Here is a 16,723-nt window from a genome sequence, read left to right on the forward strand (position 1 = left end):
GTCTTCAACCTGCGAGATAACGCCCAAGCTCCATCTTGGCAATCGCATTGCGATGCACCTCGTCCGGGCCGTCGGCAAAACGCAGCGTGCGTGAACTCGCATAGGCACGCGCGAGGCCGAAGTCATCGCTGAGCGCGCCGCCGCCGTGCGCCTGCATCGCCCAGTCGATCACCTGGCAGGCCATATTCGGTGCGGCCACCTTGATCATCGCGATCTCCTGGCGCGCGTCCTTGTTGCCGACCGTGTCCATCTTGTGCGCGGCATTGAGCACGAGAAAGCGCGTCTGATCAATCATGATGCGCGCGTTGGCGATCCGCTCGCGCGTCACGCCCTGCTCCGCGATCGGTTTGCCGAACGCGACGCGATCGAGCGAACGTCGGCACATCGCTTCGAGCGCGCGTTCGGCGCGTCCGATCAGACGCATGCAGTGATGGATGCGCCCCGGTCCGAGCCGGCCCTGGGCGATTTCGAAGCCGCGCCCTTCGCCGAGCAGCATGTTGCTCGCGGGTACACGCACGTTCTCGAACGCGATTTCGGCGTGACCGTGCGGCGCGTCGTCGTAGCCGAACACCGGCAGATGACGCAGCACCTTGACGCCCGGTGTGGCCATCGGCACCAGGATCATCGACTGCTGCTGATGCCGGTTCGGATGATCGGGATTCGACTTGCCCATGAAGATCAGGATCTGGCAGCGCGGGTCGTTTGCGCCCGAGGTCCACCATTTGCGGCCATTGATCACGTAGTGATCGCCGTCGCGCACGATGCGCGCCTCGATGCTGGTCGCATCCGACGATGCCACCTCGGGCTCCGTCATCGCGAATGCCGAGCGGATCGTGCCATCGAGCAGCGGCAGCAGCCATTGCTGTTGCTGCTCGACGCTCGCATAACGCACCAGCGTTTCCATGTTGCCGGTGTCCGGCGCGGAACAGTTGAACGGCTCCGCACCGATGTGCGAGCGCCCCATGATTTCGCACAACGGCGCGTATTCGAGGTTCGTGAGCCCGGCGCCGTATTTCGACTCGGGCAGAAACAGGTTCCACAATCCGGCGGCCTTCGCCTGCTCTTTCAGTTGCTCGATCACCGGCGCCGGTTGCCAGCGATTGCCGGATTCGCGCGCGGCATCCATCTGCGCATCGAAAACGGCTTCGGCCGGATAGACGTACTCGTCCATGAAAGCATTCAGGCGCTTCTGCAAACTCTTGACCTTGTCCGAGTGCTGAAAATCCATGCAGCGTCTCCTGGTTTTATACGTACGCGCAGCGCGCTCGCACGGTCTGGCGAGCGGCTGCGTTCTGAAACGGAACGGTGTGTCCGTCGCCGGACGATGACTCAGACGATGATCGACCCGCCGTCCACCGCGAAGTGCTGGCCGGTGATGTGCCGCGACGCTTCGCTCGCGAGAAACACGACCGGCCCCTTGAGATCCTCGCCGCCGCCGAGACGTTGCAAAGGCGTGCGCGACACGATCGTGTCTTCGAGCTTGTCGAGCAGTCCCGCCGACATCTTCGACGGGAAAAAGCCCGGGCAGATAGCGTTGACGTTGATGTTGTACTTGCCCCATTCCGCGGCCAGTGCCCGCGTGAAATTGATCGCTGCGGCCTTCGACGTGTTGTACGCAATCGTATTCATGCCCGGCGGAGAACCTTTGAGTCCCGCCACCGACGCGATGTTGATGATCTTGCCCGCGCGCCGCGGGATCATGCTGCGCTTGCCGACTTCACGCGCGACGAAAAACGGCGCGTTGACGTTCAGGTTCATCACCTTGTGCCACGCTTCATCGGGATAGTCTTCAGCGGGTGCGCCCCACGTCGCGCCGGCGTTGTTCACGAGAATGTCGATGCGGCCATGCAGCCTTAGCACTTCATCGACGAGACCGGGGATGCCCTCGAAGCGTTGCAGATCGTTCACCACGGTCAGCACCTCGATGCCGCAGCCGTGCAGATGGGTCTTCGCTTCGGCGAGTTCATCGGCCTTGCGCGCGGTGATCGCGACGCGGCAACCCATTTCGCCGAGCGCTTCGGCCATTTGCAGGCCGAGGCCGCGTGAGCCGCCGGTGATCAGCGCAACCTTGCCGTCCAGTTGAAACAGTTCCTTCACAGCCATCGTCTCGCTCCTCCATGTGTTCTGCTATGCAGATTTGAATTCCGTATTTTCTGACCATCATACGTGCCGAAATTCGGCGTGTAAATAAAAGCACGCTCATTCACTTTCGTTATAAACTGACACGCATCGTTGATGTGCGGATCATCAGGACTTACCCGCATAGCGCGCCTTTCGACTGACTTATGCGGAGGCGCAAAGCTGCTCTTCTCGCGTGCGTGCCGTCGTTTGTTCTGCATAGCGGATTATCTTTGGACGAGGCTTCTTTCATGCAAGATGCGTTGATCATCAATACGCGTGATCTGGAATTCCAGCTATTCGAAGTACTCGAGGCCGAGACGCTCACGCGGCGTGCGCGCCATGCCGATCACAGCCGCGAGACCTTCCTCGCGGCGCTCGATACCGCACATGCAGTGGCCGTCGAAAAATTCGCGACGCACAACCGCCTGCTCGACGAGCATGAACCGCAATTCGATGGTCAACGGGTCACACTGCCCGGCGAAGTAAAAGACGCGCTCGACGCGCTGCGCGCCACCGGTTTTCTCGCCGCGGGCAAAGACTACGAATGGGGCGGCATGCAGTTGCCGTCGCTGATTGCTTTGGCGTGCCTGTCGCTCTTCAAGAGCGCCAACATCGCCACATCCTCTTACGCGATGCTGACCACCGCGAATGCGAACGTGATCGAACGCTTCGGCAGCGAAGCGCAAAAGCGCAAGTACCTGCAGGCGCTGTTCGAAGGCCGCGCATTCGGCACGATGGCGCTGACCGAACCGCAAGCGGGCTCCAGCCTTTCCGATCTCGCCACCACCGCGACGCCGAACGAAGACGGCACCTATTCGATTCGAGGCAACAAAATTTTCATCTCGGCCGGCGATCACGAATTGAGCGAGAACATCGTTCATCTCGTGCTCGCGCGCATTCCGGGCGGCCCGCCGGGCGTCAAAGGCATCTCGCTGTTCACGGTGCCGAAGTATCACGTCAACGACGACGGCAGCCTCGGCGCGCGCAACGACGTCGCCCTGGCGGGACTGATTCATAAGATGGGTTGGCGCGGCACGACCTCGACGATGCTGTCGTTCGGCGAACACGGCGAATGTATCGGCGAGTTGGTGGGAGAACCGCATCACGGCCTCGCCACCATGTTCCACATGATGAACGAGGCACGCATCGGCGTGGGCCTCGGCGCCGCGATGCTCGGCTATCGCGGCTATCTGGCCTCGCTCGGTTACGCGCGCGAGCGACCGCAAGGTCGCCGGCCCGACAACAAGAATCCGCTCGATCCGCAATTGCCGCTGATCGAACATGCCGACGTGCGCCGCATGCTGCTCGCACAAAAGGCCTATGTGGAAGGCGCATACGCGTTATGCCTGTACGCCGCGCGCCTCGTCGACGAACAGCACACCGGCGAGAGTGATGCCGCACGCGCCGAAGCGGGCCTGCTGCTCGACCTGCTGACGCCGGTGGTGAAATCGTGGCCGTCGCAGTGGTGTCTGGAAGCGAACAGCCTCGCGATCCAGATTCACGGCGGCTACGGCTATACGCGCGAGTACCCGGTCGAACAGTTCTATCGCGACAACCGGCTGAACATGATTCACGAAGGCACGCACGGCATTCAGGCGATCGACTTGCTGGGCCGTAAAGTCATGATGAAACAGGGCGCGGCGCTCGCGCTGCTTGGCCATGAGATCCAGCGCACGATCGACGCAGCGCGCACCCACGAGCGCCTGCATGCGCACGCAAATGCGCTCGGCGATGCATGGCGCGATCTGAACGCGACCGTCGAAGCGCTGCTGCCTGCACTCGCTCGAGAAACCGAACGCGCGCTCGCCAACGCGAACGCTTTTCTCGAAGCATTCGGCCATATCGTGATTGCGTGGACGTGGCTGAGGCAGGCGGTCGTCGCAAGCGCCGCGCTAGCTGGTGCACGCAGCGAAGCGGAGACAGACGCGGACTTCTATCGCGGCAAACTGCACGCGTGCCAGTGGTTCTTCCGTTGGGAGTTGCCGCGCGTGGCGTTGATGCTCGCGACGCTGCGCAGTCTCGACGACACCACGCTCGGCATGGCGCCGCAATGGTTTTAGCCGGCAAATGTTTCGGCCGGAAACGCGCTACGGCTCAGTGCGACAGCGCGATTTCGAGTTGCGTGACCACATCGATCAGACGTGGCCGCACTTCTTCCAGCAGAAATTCCTTCGACAGTTTGAACGACGGCCCGCCCACGTTGATCGCCATGATCGGCAATTCGCCGCCCGGCTGAAACGCGCGCGCAATGCCGTTCACGTCTTTCTGCCAGTCGCCGAACGACGTCGTGACACCGAGCGTGCGGTAATCGTCGAGCGCTTTCTCGATGCCCCGACGCGTCTTCGGCCACGCGATATGATCGAGTTCGCGCACCTGCTCCATGAAGCTGAGACGATCGTGCTCGGGAATCGCCGCGAGCCATGCGCGCCCAATCGCCGAAGTCGCGACCGGAATGCGCGAGCCGACTTCGAGCGTCAGTGTGAGCGCCACCGAGCCCCGGCAATTTTCCACGTAGATCATCGAGAGCCGGTCGCGCGTGCCGAGCGACACCGTGGCGCCGGAGATGTCGGCCAGTTCCTGCATCACGGGCCGCGCGATCTTGCGCACGTCGAGGCGCGCCAGCATCGCACTGCCGAGCGCGAGCGATGCCGTGCCGAGCCGGTACTTGCCGCTCTCTTTCAGATGGATCAGATAGCCGAGCAGCGTCAGCGTATGAGTGAGGCGCGATACCGTCGATTTCGGCAATCGGCAACGCAATGCCAGTTCCTGGTTGCTCAACGATTTGTCGCCGGAGCGGAAACACGCCAGCACTTCGAGCCCTCGTGCGAGCGCCGTGACGAAGTGCCGGTCGTCCTTATGCGCCTCGTGCGCGGTGCGGCTTGCGAGGACCGCGGGCCCACGCGCCGCTGAAGCCGTGCTTTGCGCCGCATCGTCGGCGCTCGGGGCCTCGATGGGATGATCGATTGGGCTGTATTGGGTTTTGCTCAAAACGGAACGCGCTCCCGCGAAACGGCTGTATCTGAAGGACTCACCGTGAGCCCCGATCGAGGGTGACCGGGCTGCGAAATTATAGTCTGAAATATGAAGCGCATTTAATGCGGACTGTTGACGAGTCAAGTCCGTGGCCACGGCCATGTCACGCGAAGCGGCACCGGCGCCAGTTTTTCCAGCATGAGCGCGTGGGCTGGAGTATTGTTTAAGCGCGCCGGGAGCGCGGTAGGGCAATTCCAGAATACAGGTACTCCCCGCGGGCCAGGAGAGGCTCGCCAGCGCGCGGTTTTTTGCATGCAACGAAGCGACATCAACTTATCGAGGATGGAGAAAACATGAAAAAAGTCAATCTTTTGAAGGCGCTCGGTATTGCATTGTGTGTAGCAACCGCGTCCAGCGCCTATGCCCAGGCGAGCGACGCCGCGCCGCCGGCCGCCACTGAGTCGCCCCCGGCCGCCAATACCAAATCGACTCGCCAGATGGACCGCAAGCTGGGCCGTGACGTCCGACGCGCGCTGGCCAAAACGCCGGGCTTCAACGTCTCGAACGTGTTCGTGCGGGCGCGAGGCGGCGCCGTGACGCTGACCGGATCCGTGCCCCAGGGCACCCAGATCCAGCAGGCGGAAGATGCGGCGAAGGGTGTTCCTGGCGTGACTTCGGTGACCAACCGGATCACGATTGGCGTGCGCAGCGGCGGCGGTGGCGGGAGCTGAACGCCCCGAGCCTGACCGGATGACGACGGGCGGCGCCGTCTGCCGCCAATGCCGCACATGGGGCGCTGCCCGTTGTCCTGGTATATGAAATCCTTAGCGTCGGCTCGATGCCCTAGCGCCGAACGAGACCGACCACATAGCGGCACACCTCGTCGCCCGCATTGAAGAACTCGCACTCGAGCGGCGCGCCGAGTTGCAGACAATCCCCCGCTTCGAGCCGGTAAGCCTGACTGCCCTCGCGGAACGTCAACACCCCTTGCGTCACCCAGATCTGCTGATGCTGAAACACGAACGCATCCGACGGATAAGGCACCCTCACGCCCGCCGGCAACTCGATCTCGAGCAGCTCCAGCACGCCGCCCGTAGGCGGTGAAATCCGCCGCCGCGTATAGCCCGTTTCGGGGTCCTGCCAAAGCGCCTGGTCCGCATGACGCACGAGCCGCTCGCCGGTCTGTTCGGCGAGCGCGAGCAAGGTCGACAGGGTCAGCCCGAACGCGCCCGACAAACGCCCGAGCACCGTTGCGGTCGGGCTCGCCTCGCCGCGTTCGATCTTGCTGATCATCGCCTTCGACACGCCCGAGCGTTCCGCCAGCTCGCTCAGCGACCAGTTGCGCGCTTCGCGCTCGGTCTTCACGCGCGCGGAGATGGCCTGGGTCAGATCGATGGAGGCGGATTCGGACATGGAAGGATCATCGTGGGTGAAGTGAGCACCGCAAATTATATCGAGGCGCGGCTGCCTGCCATGCGCGCCCTGCCGCTCATTAAAAGTCAAAAGCGATGTCTTGCATAGTGATTTTTCGTCCACTATATTAAACACGGGCGCGTTAGCCACACGAACATGGCACCCGCCGTTGGTTCGCCAGGTTCCGCCACTCGAAAGCCCGTCGTAAGCATTCGTCCAACTCAGCCGGAAGACATCATGCCGAAGGAAATCGTTCTCAACGCATTTGACATGAACTGCGTCGGTCACATCCAGCAAGGCATGTGGACCCATCCGCGCGATCAGTCCAGCCGCTACACCGACCTTCAGTACTGGACCCACTACGCCCGCACGCTGGAAGCGGGTCTGTTCGACGGCATCTTTTTCGCCGACGTCGCAGGCGTCTACGATGTCTACGGCGGCAATCCGCAAGCGGCGATTCGCGGCGCCGTGCAGGTGCCGGTCAACGACCCGACGCTGCTGATTCCCGCGATGGCCGCGGTCACGCATCATCTGTCGTTCGGCGTCACGTCGAATCTGTCGGTCGAACAACCGTATCTGTTCGCGCGGCGCATGTCGACGCTCGATCATCTGACGCGCGGCCGGGTCGGCTGGAATATCGTCACCGGTTATCTTGACAGTGCGTCGCGCGCGATCGGGCTCACCGGACAAATGGCGCACGACGACCGCTACGACCTCGCCGACGAATACATGGAGCTGGTCTACAAACTGTGGGAATGCAGTTGGGAAGACGGCGCGGTGCTGCGTGACAAAGCGCGCGGCGTCTATGCGGACCCGGCGAAAGTGCACGTGATCCACCACCACGGCAAGCAGTATCGCGTCGATGCGATGCATCTGTGCGAGCCCTCGCCGCAGCGCACACCGGTGCTCTATCAGGCCGGCTCGTCGGCGCGCGGCAAACGCTTTGCGGCGGCGCACGCGGAGTGCGTGTTCGTCAACGGCCAGGCGAAGCCCGCGGTGAAAGCGATCGTCGACGATATTCGCGCGCATGCCGTCGCCGGCGGCCGCGAGGCCGACGATATCAAGGTGCTGCTCGGACAGACCGTCATCACGGGCCGCACCGAGCGCGACGCGCAGGAGAAGTACGAGGAGTACCGGCGTTACGTCAGTTCGGAGGCGGCGCTCGCGCATGCGGCGGCGTCGCTCGGCATCGACTTCGCGCGCTACGACCTCGACGAGCCGATCGATACCGGCAAGAGCCAGGCGATCGTGTCGAACGTCGAAGCGATGACGCGCGCCGCCGGGCCGCAATGGACCAAACGCAAGCTGCTCGAACAGATGGTGCTCGGCAGCCGGCAGACGCCGCTCGTCGGCTCGGCCGAACGGATCGCGAGCGAGCTGATCGCATGGACCGAGGAAACCGGCGTGGACGGTTTCAATCTGTCGCGCACCGTTGCGCCGGAATGCTTCGGGGATTTCATCGACCTGGTTGTGCCGATCCTGCAGGAACGCGGCGCCTACAAGCGCGCGTATCGCGACGGCACGTTGCGCGAGAAGCTGTTCGGTCATGCACGCCTGCCGTCGACTCATACGGCGGCACGGTTTCGCTCAGCCGCCTGCGCCGTGGCCGCTACCGGCGACTTATCGAACTGATGCCACGACGGCGCGGTTCTCTTTGTGTCATGCGTGTTGCCGCATTCATGACACGCCGATCCATCAGCAGAGGTTCCCATGCTTGACAGGAGCATCTTCCGCGACGCCATGGCCGGACTCGGCACGGCCGTCAACATCATCACGAGCGATGGCGCCGCGGGGCTCGCCGGCTGCACCGCGTCGGCGGTGTGCGGCGTGACGGACGAGCCGCCTACCCTGCTCGTCTGCATCAATCGCAGCAGCCGCAACAACGCGGCTTTCCGCAGCAACGGCAAGCTCTGCGTGAACGTGCTGAGCGCCGAACAGCAAACACTCGCCGCGCACTTCGCGACCAGTGCACTGCCGATCGCGGAACGCTTCGCCGCGGCGCAATGGGAACGGCTCGTCACTGGTGCCCCGGTGCTGCATGGGGCGCTGGCATCGTTGGACTGCGAGATCGAATCGGTAACCGAGGTCGGCACGCACACGGTGTTCTTCTGCGCGGTGAAGGACGCGCGTACGCATGTCGCGGGGGATGCGCTGATTTACTACGGGCGCCGGTATCACCGGGTTGGCGAGCGCTCGGTGCATGCGGCGCATCGGGCCGAGGCCGATGCGGGGGCTGTTCCGGCGCGCTAGGACCATACTGATCGAGCCATGTCAGCGCGACTGATCGCGATGGCGCATGCGTAATCTTTTCGGGCCGCGACTGAGGGCGGCCGTGCCGATTCGTTTTGTCACGCCACAGGCGTTCCGCGCGGCCTTTTCAGCATGGCCGCGCGCTTGGCGTCACGCGACCTGCTCGCTCCTGAATTCGCCCAGCACACCCAAAATGGTTTCCACCGGGTCATGTGTTTTGACTTCGACAATGCTGAGTGTCTGATCGGATGGCAGACGAGGTAAACGCCCAACTTTGATCGTCAGCTTTTTGTCGCACGCGCAAAGATAATTACAGAGATTTTCCCCGGCTGCTTTGGCGGCAGCATATTCGCCCATATTCAGATATGCCGTTTCGACAGCGACCGAAGACGGATAAAACATGGTGAACTTCTCTGGCGTGATCTGGCGTATGGATTGCCAGCACGTATAAAAGCCTTCGACGTAGTACCGGGAAAAACGCGCGAACAAGTCACTGGAAAATTTACCGCGGGCTGCAACAAAAATCGGCGGAGTTGCAAAATAGTAGACGTGGGTGGGTGTCCATCCATCGCCAAGGCCCTTCTGAAGATCCTCTGGCGGATCGAACATATCGTAGGCGAGGCTGGCCGACTTGCCTCCGCCGTCGTTGATATCGTCAACGACCGCTTGGGCATCGTCCTTGCCGCGATGATAAGTGAGACGCACGTCGGCTCCGCCCACCGCCAGGATCTTAGCGCACAATTCACCGAGTCCTCGCGATCCGCCTATGACGAGCGCGCGCTGCCCAGCGAACATTTCAGCGTCTGGAATTAGCGTCTTTAGCTCCGCACAAGTTTTTTGCTTATGCGGCGCGGGACGCAACATCGCTTGAATGACGCCCGTTGCACCATCCGCAACGATATCGACAGACAAACGGCGGAAGCGGTCATCGTAATTGACAACCTTCCAGTCCAATCTTCCTGCGTTCTGCGCAGTGCCGGACGAAGGGGAAAAACTGACAGACAGCCCGGAGTAAATTGAGTGCAATCCGGGACATTCCATTCCTACCAACCGCGTGGTTGCAAGAATGAGGGCGATCTGTCCCACGGGGACTTTCTGCGTAAGAACAGGGAATCGCTCTCGCGCATCCGCGGTGTCCAACTCAAGAGGAAAGCTTCCCTGGGCATTGTCTAGCGAAGATTCGCTTCGCTCATGACAATCCTTCACACCGGGTGACCGGTCTATGAAAGCAATTTCCATCTCATTTGCAGAAAGCTCGACATGAACGGTTGCGCATTCTGCGCCATTGCATTCAAGAACAATCTTTTTATGCTGGTCGTGGTCCTGTACCAAACGGAAGAGTACTTCTTCATCGACCCGGACGGGGTTGCGGAATACACACGACACCTTCGCCAGCGCTGTTTTTGGCGTATTCGCCAACCCTTCTTCGATCGCCCATAGCAACAGATGCATGCCATGCACAATGGGACGACCAAATTGCGAGCGCCGGGCTTTTAATGCGTCTACATGCACAGGATTGCTGTCGCCCGACAGGAGGGCAAAAGCATTCTGGTCTTCGATCCTGAAACGTCGCGATGCAGGCATGCTGGCACTCCCCCTAATCATCAATCCCTTGATCAGCCGTCCCGCAGTCAGGCGCGGCGATGCCGCCGGCCATCCCCTGCATGACGCAAAGCGCTCACACAGCTCAACCGCGTGACATGCCGAACCAGCGCCGGTTTCGCGTTCGCGGCTCGGTGCGGGTTGCGGGCTCCGTGCGAGTGGTTTCGCGAACCAGCAGCCATGCGACAGCGGCGGCGGCCACAAGGAAGCAGATCTGGATCGGGTTGACGGGCCCTTGCGCGAGATTGAGGATGCGATTGTCGTTCGCGACGATCAGGTACGCGAGTGCAAGGACGATCAACGGTTTCGATATCACCTGGCCGCCATATTTTTCCGCGTTCCGGAGCAGCGTCAGGAACGTCAGCATGAACAACGGCAGAAGTCCGCCGAAGTGATGCACCCAGACGATCGGCGACGCTGCCGTGAAGCACAGCTGGGCGAGCAGGAACGACGGCAGCGGGGGTTCCTTCCTGCTGCGGAAACTCCACCACAGGCCGATTGCGATCAATACCAGTGCGGAGGCGACCGTTACCTGCTGGACCAGCGGTCGATAATCGGCGAAGTGGTTCTCGAAGAACACCTGGTCATTGCCGTTCTGAAAGAATCGATGCATGACGCCGTTGATCGACGTGTTGCCGAAGTAAGCTTCGCCTCGAGCGCCCATGTAGGCAAGCGCGTGCCGGTAGCCGATGAACTGCTCGAAGCCGTACATCGAGATTGCGAGCAGCGTGGCTGGCACGACGACGCCGAGCCATGCCGCCACGAAACGCATGTCGCGCCGGAACAGTCCCCATATGAGGAACAGCCCGAACTGCGGCTTGATCAATGCGCAAATGCCCATCAGCACGCCAGCCCATCCACGCTGTCCGCCGGCATAGGCAATACACGCGAAGATCGTCGCGCAGGCTATCCAGGCCTGAATTTGACCCAGATACAGTGTCCAGATCACCGGATAGAAGAACCACGTGGACACGAAGCCGAGCGCCATCAACGCAAGGCGCGAGCGAGCGTCTTTGGTGATCGATTCGAGGCCGAGTTCGCTCGCCATCACGACGGACAGGCGAGCCATGCCCAGCGCGGTGAGCAGGACGATCAGGTGGTTGAACAGGTTGAGATGCCAATAGTCGAGTATGTGCAGCTTGTCAAAAAGCTCGAAGAACAGCAGCGACGTCGGCGGATACTGGAACTTTTCGTGCTGCGTAAAGAACACCGCATCGTAAAGATCCTGGCCGGAATGTTGATGAACCTGCAAATAGGCTTTCAGCATGAATTGCCAGGAATCCTTGCCATACCAATCATGGCCATCGCTGATGACCAGCATCTGGCGCATCGTGGTCAACGTATTCTGAAAGCCGAGACGCGACTGAAGCACGCTCAATACGACCGTGCTGATGACGATAAAGAACAGTGTGGCAAACACTGTTCGCCGCAACGAACCCGTCTGATTCATGGAGACCTCACTCTCATCCATTTTTGGATCATCGAAGTGCCGATTCCTGCAATTTCCCTGCGCGCTTTCCGACAGAACCGGCAGGCGTCGCGCTCATGCCGAGCGCGCATACAGCAGCAGTCCCATTGCCGACCGGCGCGCCCGCTGCACATTGCGCCCCTGGACGGACTACTGGGTCGCGACCTGAACGTTGATGCCGAGTGTTCGCGCGACCGTGCCCGTCCATACTTCCGCGCCGGCCCGGTTCAGGTGGTTGCGGTCGCCAAAGTACTTCCATGGCAACACAGGAATCAGGTCACCCGTCACGTGGAAATTCGGATGCCGTTGCCTGAAGCCCTCGATATAGGCGGTGTAGTCTTTCTGGAAGCCTGCGGGCAGTCCCTTGTAGCTCAGATCACTCATCGGCATCGGGACGAAATTCACCTCGATCCCTTTCTGCGCAAACATTGTCAACAAGCGATCGAAGTAGGCGTCAAAGATGGGTCTGCTGCGAAAGCCCGACATTGCGGTCACTTCGAAGCTCAGTGCGGTCGAACCGTCGTCGGTACCGAAGCTGTGGTAGCCGCGCTGGCGCTTCACCTCGTCGAGCCATTCGTCGTTGGTATGCTTGCGCCGGTACACCATCCCCGCCTTCATGCTGCCCGTATAGAACGCCGGAAAATGCGACGCATACAGGAAATTGGTCAGGCGGTCCTCGATCGATCCCGTCTGCGAGACCGAGTACAGCGATCTGTCATTAAGCGATTCCGAGAGCTTGCGGACTTCCTCCATCTCACTGAAGCTCAGGAAGCTGAACAGCGCCGCACGGGTCCAGTACGAATCGGCCGTAGCGAAGTGATACGGCGAGATCGACAGGATGACCTTGCGCGGCAGGTCTGGGCACTTCAGTATGCGCTGCGCGACATAGTAGGTCTCGACGGGGGTGGCGCCGCCGAGCGCGAGATTGATGGTCGATGGGTCGAGACGCGCCGGTATCAGGCCCGCGACGGCACGCGAGTCGCCGATGATCACGGTCGCGTCCTTGCGACATTCGCTGATCATCTCGTCCTTCGCCACCCACATCGGGTATTCCGGGTCGAGAAACCACATGGGTCCTCGCGCGGCCCACACCCAGGAAGCGCCGATGAGCACCACGAACACCAGCCCGACTGCACGGAAGAAACTGCCAAACTCCGACGTTTTCACGGGTCACGATCCCTTGCATTCAGAATTGGAAGTACAGGAACTCGGTTGCGCCGGACAGATGCAGCAGCGCTGCCGCTGCAAGCACGCCGATCGCGACGCCCCATCCCGCTTGCGGCCGCCACTGCAGCGCCGCAGGCAGGCTGGTGCGGACCTTGTCAAGCACGGGCGAATAGCGCGCCATGATCTCGTTCGAGTTGGGCAGCAGCAGCGCAATGGCGAACGCAATCGCGATCTTCACCCAGTTTTTGAAGGCGAGCAGTGACTCGAGTTCGTAAGTGGGTGCGCGCGTCGGATGTTGCAGTCCCAACATGCCCGTGATCAGGTGCATCGCATCGTGCACCGATGCCGCGCGGAACATGATCTGTGCGAGCAGCACGGCAACATAGGTAATGAGCCACTGCGCCACGACGACGCTTGCCCTGCGCAACCACGGTTGCGGCGCGGCCGGTTGTTTGGGCCCAAAAATCCGCCATGCGTGATTGATCGTCAGGTAGGCCGAATGCAGCAACCCGAATACAAGGAACTGGAATCCCGCACCATGCCAGATGCCGGCGAGGGTCATCGTGAAAAAGAGCGGCAGCGCGACCATCGTCGCAAAGCCGGCCGGTGTCGCCGTCGCTTTGCGGGAGACCAGCGCGCCGCGCGCCGCGCGGCGCCGCATGACCCAGAGCGCGATCGGATTGTAGAGGTACAGGTTGAGGTAACGGGTCAGCGTCATGTGCCAACGCTGCCAGAAATCGATGATGCATGTCGCCTTGTACGGCGAGTTGAAATTAGCCGGGAAGCGGATTCCGAACATGCGCGCAAGCCCGACAGCCATGTCCGAATAGCCCGAAAAGTCGAAATAGAGCTGCATCGAATAGGCCAGCGCGCCGCACCAGGCGGCTTGAGCCGGCAATGCGTCGCGAAAGCCGAATGCGAACTGGACCGTCTCCGACAGTCCGTCTGCGATGATCAACTTCTTTGCCAGACCGATCGTGAAGATGCTGAGTCCAACAGCGAGGTTCTCCTGGTTCAGGCGGTAGGTCTCGCGGTTTTCGAACTGCGGCATCATTTCGCGGTGATGCAGGATCGGCCCGGCGATCAGATGCGGAAAGAACGTGACGAACATCACGTATTCAAGCAGGTTCTTGCCTTTCGCAATGCCGGACTTGCAATCGACCAGATAGCCGATCTGCGTGAACGTGAAAAATGAAATGCCGAGCGGGAGAATCACACTGGTCGTGGACAGATGCGGCACGATGCCGATTTCCGACAGCCAGTCCAGCAGCGGGAACAGATACTTGTAGAAGAACAGCAGCCCGAGGTTTGCCGCGATGCCACCCGTCAGCGCCGCGAGCTGCATGCGCGGCCGGTTCGCGAGCCGTTGCAGCACAAGCCCGCAGCTGAAGTTGAACGCGATCGAGGCGAGCAGCAGGAACACGAAACTGACGTTCCACCATGCGTAGAAAACAATCGACGTGACGGCGATCCAGGCCGCCGCCGCGCGAACCGCGACGCGAGCGAGCGCATAGTAGCCGACGACGCTGATCGGCAGGAACGCAAACAGGAAGATATACGAGTTGAATAGCATGTCGGCCTGTCACAGAAGTTTGCGCGTCGTTATTCGAGTGTTTATTGCGACTGCTTGCTGCGGATCAGATCGACCAGCTCGCCGACATCCTTCAGACTTTCGATTTCAGCCGTCTGAAACTTGACCTTGAAGCGCATTTCGCAAGCGATGATGATGCTGATGTGATTCAGGGAATCCCATTTGTCGATGTCGTCAGCGGTACTGTCCATTGTCAGGACCAGATCGTCGTCGTCGAAAATCTCGCGGAAGATCTCGGTCACTTTGCCGAGAATGTCGTCAGTGCTAATAGTGTCCGTCATGATCCGGTCCTTATGGGTTCGATGTGTGTCTGGAAAGGCGTGAATTCGGTGGTGACGCATCGCCACGTCGTCCTTTCGTCGTCGTGTTCGGCGATTCGCGTGAAACCGAGCTTCTGGTAATGCTCCCGGACCATGCCGTTTTTCGCGGTGGCCCGGTATTCCCCGATCAGCGTCCGTGCGCCCACTTCCCTCGCGCGCGCGACCAGTAGATTCATCGTCGCTTGCTCGACCTGTCGGCCCAGCACCCTGCAACTCATCAGCCAGGTATCGATGAACAACTCACCACCGCCCGGTTCGCGCGGCCGCGCGATGACGACCCCGATGATGCCGTTGTCGCCGTATCGATCGGTCAGTCGCAACTGCAAGGTCACTACGCCTTTCTCCTGCATGGCGGCGGTCACTTCCGCGTCGGTGTAGCGGCGCGTAGTCAGGTTGAATTGATTGGTCTTGTTGATCAGCTGGGTGATGCGCTGCAGGCCGACGAGATCGAAGGGCTGCCATTCGAGGCGCATCTCCAACGACGCCAGATACCCGGCCAGATCGGTCGCCGCGGAGCGCAACGCTTCACGCTGCAGATTGCCCTGATACTGCGCAGTACGCTCGCGGTCCTCCGAGGTGATGCCGATGGATTCGAAGTAGCCGGCGTCCGCGATACAGCGACCATAGAGCGCCGGGTCGGCGGGCAGTTCGGGCACTGCGACCATCGGCAACTCACGCCGCACGATATTTCGTTCGAACGGGTTGTCATCTACAAACACCAGCGCGTCGAGGCCGATGTTCAGCGCTTGCGCGATACGGCGCAGGTTCGACGCCTTGTCTTCCCAATTGGCGACGAGACAGGCGATGTCGGAGCGATTCAACACCATCTCAGGGTGCTGGTCGAACGGTTCCCACGCGTTGGCTTCATCGTTCTTCGAACAGACGGCCAGGATGATCCCGCGCCGTGACAGCTCCTTCGCGTAGCACTGGAACGACGCGTACGCCTCGCCGAGCGTGCTGCCCTGGCCGATGACTATGCCGGCGAGGCCATCATCGCCGATCACGCCGCCCCAGAGTGTGTTGTCGAGGTCGAGTACCAGGCATTTGTACGAACGGCCGCGCCGCGCGGCGACGAGCCGTGCGACGAGGTCGCCATAGAACGGCCCGGCGGCCGGCGAGATCTCCTGCTTCGCGCGATGCCATAGCATCGGGTCGTGCCATGCAGTAAGACCATCAACCGCAATTCGCGCATCGAGCGCGAGAATATCGACTCCGTCCTCGTCCGCAGCGGCCCGCATGCGCTGGTTGACCCGATCGATGAGCGCGCGCATCGAGCCCGGCAGCCGATGCTCGTTGTTGCCAATGAGAGGCAGCGCGATAGGCAGAACAGCCTGCTGGATCACCTGCACGGCGCTCGAGTGCGCCGCCCGACGCCAAAGCCCGCGCAGCATGTCGATCGTATGCTCGATCAGACCGTCGGCGGCGGCCGCGTCCATCGCGGCGTCGGGTTGCCCGAGCAGCGTGCGTGCGTCGAACGAAAACAGCACCACATTCGCACCGAACGCGTGAAACGCCGACTCGGGTTCGTTCAGCTCCTGCATGTATTGACCGTATTCGCCCGCATGGACCTCGCACCACATGCCGCGGCGCAGGCATCCAACTCGCAGCGCAGCCACCAGATGATCGGTGGTCGAACCGCTGAACACGGCCAGCCGGACCGGCTCGCCAGTGGCTTCCTGCGCAAGCTCCGGGAACGCCTTCCGACATGCGCGGTCAAGACGATTCGTTTGAACAAAATCGAGCCGGCTGTTCGCCAGCCTCACGAAGTCATGCCAGCGTGTCTCTTGTGAATGTGCGCCGTTGAGGGAGCCAAGCTGA

At 61.3% G+C, this 16,723-nt stretch carries 14 protein-coding genes; 4 read left to right on the forward strand and 10 right to left on the reverse strand.

The genetic code is table 11. The features are described 5' to 3' along the window. Positions 1–4: 4 nt before the first annotated feature. Both HV770_RS29820 and HV770_RS29825 read right to left on the reverse strand, forming a co-directional pair. The gene (locus HV770_RS29820) at positions 5–1,228 is read right to left on the reverse strand and encodes an acyl-CoA dehydrogenase family protein (RefSeq protein ID WP_175165127.1); all 1,224 of its coding nucleotides are present in this window, start codon (positions 1,226–1,228) and stop codon (positions 5–7) included. Between the two features lie 101 nt (positions 1,229–1,329). Continuing rightward, on the reverse strand, positions 1,330–2,103 hold the full coding sequence (locus HV770_RS29825; protein WP_175165128.1) for an SDR family oxidoreductase: 774 nt from the start codon (positions 2,101–2,103) through the stop codon (positions 1,330–1,332). Positions 2,104–2,369: 266 nt separating this feature from the next. Between HV770_RS29825 and HV770_RS29830 the strand changes: the two genes are divergently transcribed. Further along, positions 2,370–4,181 (forward strand): acyl-CoA dehydrogenase, encoded by a 1,812-nt coding sequence (locus HV770_RS29830; RefSeq protein WP_175165129.1) that lies wholly within the window; start codon positions 2,370–2,372, stop codon positions 4,179–4,181. Between the two features lie 34 nt (positions 4,182–4,215). Here the strand turns inward: HV770_RS29830 and HV770_RS29835 are convergent, their stop codons facing one another. After that, positions 4,216–5,109: an IclR family transcriptional regulator gene (locus tag HV770_RS29835; protein WP_246291295.1), complete on the reverse strand. Its 894-nt coding sequence runs from the start codon at positions 5,107–5,109 to the stop codon at positions 4,216–4,218. 338 nt (positions 5,110–5,447) lie between these two features. Here HV770_RS29835 and HV770_RS29840 point away from each other — a divergent pair, with 338 nt between their 5' ends. Next, positions 5,448–5,825, forward strand: coding sequence for a BON domain-containing protein (locus tag HV770_RS29840; protein ID WP_175165131.1), 378 nt, complete (start codon positions 5,448–5,450; stop codon positions 5,823–5,825). Between the two features lie 112 nt (positions 5,826–5,937). On the opposite strand, the gene HV770_RS29845 is transcribed toward HV770_RS29840, so the two are convergent. Continuing rightward, on the reverse strand, positions 5,938–6,507 hold the full coding sequence (locus HV770_RS29845; RefSeq protein WP_121322005.1) for a helix-turn-helix domain-containing protein: 570 nt from the start codon (positions 6,505–6,507) through the stop codon (positions 5,938–5,940). A 237-nt stretch (positions 6,508–6,744) separates the two neighbouring features. On the opposite strand from HV770_RS29845, the gene HV770_RS29850 reads away from it, so the two are divergent. Continuing rightward, a complete protein-coding gene (locus tag HV770_RS29850) occupies positions 6,745–8,139 on the forward strand; it encodes an LLM class flavin-dependent oxidoreductase (protein ID WP_175165132.1) in 1,395 nt (464 codons plus the stop codon). 78 nt (positions 8,140–8,217) lie between these two features. Continuing rightward, positions 8,218–8,757 carry a flavin reductase gene (locus tag HV770_RS29855; protein ID WP_175165133.1) on the forward strand — a complete coding sequence of 180 codons (540 nt, stop codon included), beginning with the start codon at positions 8,218–8,220 and terminating at the stop codon, positions 8,755–8,757. Between the two features lie 150 nt (positions 8,758–8,907). Here the strand turns inward: HV770_RS29855 and HV770_RS29860 are convergent, their stop codons facing one another. The 6 genes from HV770_RS29860 to HV770_RS29885 form a co-directional block, all read right to left on the reverse strand. Then, positions 8,908–10,341 (reverse strand): MaoC/PaaZ C-terminal domain-containing protein, encoded by a 1,434-nt coding sequence (locus HV770_RS29860; protein ID WP_175165134.1) that lies wholly within the window; start codon positions 10,339–10,341, stop codon positions 8,908–8,910. A gap of 103 nt (positions 10,342–10,444) precedes the next feature. Continuing rightward, positions 10,445–11,809, reverse strand: coding sequence for a glycosyltransferase family 87 protein (locus HV770_RS29865; protein WP_217468660.1), 1,365 nt, complete (start codon positions 11,807–11,809; stop codon positions 10,445–10,447). A gap of 168 nt (positions 11,810–11,977) precedes the next feature. Beyond that, positions 11,978–12,994: a hypothetical protein gene (locus tag HV770_RS29870; RefSeq protein WP_175165136.1), complete on the reverse strand. Its 1,017-nt coding sequence runs from the start codon at positions 12,992–12,994 to the stop codon at positions 11,978–11,980. Between the two features lie 19 nt (positions 12,995–13,013). Continuing rightward, positions 13,014–14,567 (reverse strand): MBOAT family O-acyltransferase, encoded by a 1,554-nt coding sequence (locus HV770_RS29875; protein WP_175165137.1) that lies wholly within the window; start codon positions 14,565–14,567, stop codon positions 13,014–13,016. A gap of 41 nt (positions 14,568–14,608) precedes the next feature. Beyond that, positions 14,609–14,866 (reverse strand): acyl carrier protein, encoded by a 258-nt coding sequence (locus HV770_RS29880; RefSeq protein WP_174772039.1) that lies wholly within the window; start codon positions 14,864–14,866, stop codon positions 14,609–14,611. Next, positions 14,863–16,668, reverse strand: a complete 1,806-nt coding sequence (locus tag HV770_RS29885; RefSeq protein ID WP_175165138.1) for an HAD-IIIC family phosphatase — start codon at positions 16,666–16,668, stop codon at positions 14,863–14,865. The genes HV770_RS29880 and HV770_RS29885 overlap by 4 nt, the downstream gene beginning before the upstream one ends. Between the last annotated feature and the right edge of the window lie 55 nt (positions 16,669–16,723).

Source organism: Paraburkholderia fynbosensis (assembly GCF_902859935.1).
In the GTDB taxonomy this organism is placed as follows: Bacteria; Pseudomonadota; Gammaproteobacteria; order Burkholderiales; family Burkholderiaceae; genus Paraburkholderia; species Paraburkholderia fynbosensis.

What these genes read in the sequence shown, in the direction of transcription:
- HV770_RS29850 (WP_175165132.1), top strand. Translation starts at nt 6,745, where the DNA reads ATGCCGAAGGAAATCGTTCTCAACGCATTTGACATGAACTGCGTCGGT.
- HV770_RS29830 (WP_175165129.1), top strand. Translation starts at nt 2,370, where the DNA reads ATGCAAGATGCGTTGATCATCAATACGCGTGATCTGGAATTCCAGCTA.
- HV770_RS29875 (WP_175165137.1), bottom strand. Translation starts at nt 14,567, where the DNA reads ATGCTATTCAACTCGTATATCTTCCTGTTTGCGTTCCTGCCGATCAGC.
- HV770_RS29855 (WP_175165133.1), top strand. Translation starts at nt 8,218, where the DNA reads ATGCTTGACAGGAGCATCTTCCGCGACGCCATGGCCGGACTCGGCACG.
- HV770_RS29860 (WP_175165134.1), bottom strand. Translation starts at nt 10,341, where the DNA reads ATGCCTGCATCGCGACGTTTCAGGATCGAAGACCAGAATGCTTTTGCC.
- HV770_RS29845 (WP_121322005.1), bottom strand. Translation starts at nt 6,507, where the DNA reads ATGTCCGAATCCGCCTCCATCGATCTGACCCAGGCCATCTCCGCGCGC.
- HV770_RS29820 (WP_175165127.1), bottom strand. Translation starts at nt 1,228, where the DNA reads ATGGATTTTCAGCACTCGGACAAGGTCAAGAGTTTGCAGAAGCGCCTG.
- HV770_RS29865 (WP_217468660.1), bottom strand. Translation starts at nt 11,809, where the DNA reads ATGAATCAGACGGGTTCGTTGCGGCGAACAGTGTTTGCCACACTGTTC.
- HV770_RS29880 (WP_174772039.1), bottom strand. Translation starts at nt 14,866, where the DNA reads ATGACGGACACTATTAGCACTGACGACATTCTCGGCAAAGTGACCGAG.
- HV770_RS29825 (WP_175165128.1), bottom strand. Translation starts at nt 2,103, where the DNA reads ATGGCTGTGAAGGAACTGTTTCAACTGGACGGCAAGGTTGCGCTGATC.
- HV770_RS29840 (WP_175165131.1), top strand. Translation starts at nt 5,448, where the DNA reads ATGAAAAAAGTCAATCTTTTGAAGGCGCTCGGTATTGCATTGTGTGTA.